General features: G+C 53.3%; 1 protein-coding gene and 2 pseudogenes. 1 reads left to right on the top strand and 2 read right to left on the bottom strand.

Annotation, left to right across the window (positions count from 1 at the left end; genetic code table 11):
- Together U2W12_RS00100 and U2W12_RS00095 are read right to left on the bottom strand one after the other, a co-directional pair.
- Positions 1–206: pseudogene (locus U2W12_RS00100) on the bottom strand (IS982 family transposase); the annotation flags it as partial.
- 34 nt (positions 207–240) lie between these two features.
- Positions 241–777 (bottom strand): annotated as a pseudogene (locus tag U2W12_RS00095) (transposase); the annotation flags it as partial.
- 612 nt (positions 778–1,389) lie between these two features.
- On the opposite strand from U2W12_RS00095, the gene ltrA reads away from it, so the two are divergent.
- On the top strand, positions 1,390–2,636 hold a 1,247-nt coding region (gene ltrA / locus U2W12_RS00090; protein ID WP_326498645.1), incomplete at its 3' end, for a group II intron reverse transcriptase/maturase.

The following is a 2,636-nucleotide window of genomic DNA, read 5'->3' as shown; positions in this document are numbered from 1 at the left end:
ACCAGATAGAAACTCTTGAACTGGCGGAAGCGTAGTTGATGAAACAGGATGACCAAGGTCATCAATTCCGAGAGACTCAAGGTGCTGGGCCGATGTCGCCGTTTCGCGCCGCTCGCTAGCAAATGGCGTTTCCATACCAGATCGAACACCCGGCAAAAATCGTCGAGCAGACAAAAAAGTTCGGTTAAACTGTCGTAACCGTTCAACCGCACCACCTAGCCAGACCATTGGTACTCTGGTTTAATCTGTGGAGCGGAAAGGCAGCAATTCGTCGATACGGCTGTTGGTCCAGGTAGGCAGTTTCGCCAGCGTTTCTTTTAGCCATACCGCAGGATCGAGGCCATTGAGCTTGGCGGTGCCGAGCAGAGTCTGGATCACGGCGGCGCGTTTTCCGGCACGTTCCGAGCCGGTAAAGAGCCAGTTCTTTTTTCCCAAAGCGATCGGTCGGATACTGTTTTCAATCGGGTTGTTATGAATCGGCAGATCACCGGTTTCGGCATAGCGCGTCAGAGCGGTCCAACGCTTCAAGTTGTAATCGATCGCTTTGGCGGTGGCGCTGTTGGGCGCGGTATGGAGTCGGGTTTGCTGCAGCCAGTCGTGCAAGTCGGCCAATGCCGGTAGGCTTTTTTCGGCGCGCAGACGTTGGCGTTCCATTGGACTCAGGCCTTGGCCTTCGGCCTCAATCGCATACAGCCCAGCAATCCGGTTCAAGGCTTCGTGCGCGATTGGGCTCTGGCTGGCCTGGAAGAGGTCGAAGAACTTCCTGCGCGCGTGTGCCCAACTTGCGTCCGGATAAGTCCGGAAAAGGAGAATGTTACATAACTGAAACCTTTTATTGAAATCCAGAGGGTTCGACTCCCTCCCGGTAAAGGTTAGCCAGCCAGCCGGAAACGAGTCTTGCATGGAGTCTGGTAACAGACCTCGTGAAGCGTAGACAGTGGGTATTAAAGCTGTGTGATTGAGTCTCGAAATCATGTGATTGCTGACGTCTTTATTGTGTTGGGTATGGGGACAGCATTGCTACTTGCGTTTAGGCGAGCAAGTAGCGGGTCGGCCGGGATCTAAGAGCAGAGCAAAGATACAGGATGGATTTCCCGGAAACCGGAGAGATCCCGTATTTGACCCGTCAAATCAGCCTGATGGGCGCCTTGGCTGAAAGGGGCCCGGCTATTCGGTTTGCTCCTACCGAGTAGAGCGAACGTCGAGCAAGGACGGGAAGCCGTGAGCGAATCCATAAGCAAGCGGCCATTCCATGCGGGAAGTCGTAGCTTCTCATAGTACCGTTGACAGTGGGGAACCTGGCTCGCAGGGACCCAAACGAGGGAAGGAGAAGTCGTGTTATGAAATCGCTTTAATGAAACATGGGAGGGTGCATTGGAACCTTTATGCGTGTCAACGAAACGAGAGCGAATAGCCGAATTGGCCAAAATCCATCCTGACTTGGCGTTTACGTCGTTAAATCATTACCTGGATTACGAATGGTTGCTCTATGCCTACCAGCTAACCCGCAAGGACGGTGCGGTAGGGATTGATGGTCAAACCGCCGCCGACTATGCCGCCAATCTGGAAGGAAATCTGCGTGATCTTCTGGAAAGATTGAAGTCCGGTCGCTATCAAGCGCCGGCCGTGAGACGGCATTATATTCCGAAAGGCGATGGTGGGCAGCGTCCGCTGGGTATCCCGACGTTTGAGGATAAAGTGGCGCAACGGGCGGTGGTCCTCCTGCTGGAACCGATCTACGAACAAGACTTTCATGATTGTTCCTACGGATTCAGACCACAGCGTAATGCGCATCAAGCATTGAGAAGCCTGCGTAATCACATTATGGATGAATCGGGTACTTGGATACTCGATGTGGATTTACGGAAATATTTCGATTCCATCGAATACGCCAAGCTTAGGGCAGTTTTGGACAAACGAGTCGTAGATGGTGTGATCAGGAAGCTGATCGATAAGTGGCTCAAGGCCGGTGTCATGGAACAGGGACGGCTGCATTATTCGGCCTCGGGTACGCCGCAAGGGGGCGTTATCTCTCCTCTGCTGGCGAATGTGTTCCTGCACTATGCCCTGGACGAATGGTTTGTGAAAGCGGTGCAACCGAGACTGGCAGGACACGCCAGTCTTACCCGCTATGCTGACGATTTCGTAATGGTCTTCAAAAGCATTAGCGATGCCAGTCGAGTATGGAAAGCCCTGGAAGGACGAAAGCAACGCTTCGGCTTGCAACTCCATCCCGAGAAAACTCGACTGATCGATTTCCGTTTTCGCAGGCCACAGCAACAGGGCTGGCACAGCGATATGGCGACAACGTTCAACTTCCTAGGGTTTACGCATGTCTGGACCAAGTCCCGGCGCGGCAAATGGATTGTGCTGCAGCGGACGGCGAAGGATAGAGTGGCAAGGACTCTAAAAGCAATCAATCAACGTTGCCGATTGATGCGCCATGATCCGATACGGGAGCAACAGCGTCGATTGAGTGCGATGTTGAAGGGGCATTACAGCTATTTTGGTATTACCGGTAACGGTCGCGCACTGCGCGTAGTTCATCATCAGGTGGAGCGTTACTGGCATAAGTGGCTGTGCCGCCGGTCTCGCAAGAGCCATATTCCGTGGCGAAATTTTCGGTCACTGCTGAA

The sequence above is a fragment of the Methylomicrobium sp. Wu6 genome, assembly GCF_035916875.1.
In the GTDB taxonomy this organism is placed as follows: Bacteria; Pseudomonadota; Gammaproteobacteria; order Methylococcales; family Methylomonadaceae; genus Methylomicrobium.
This window is presented reverse-complemented; position numbering and strand designations above follow the sequence as displayed.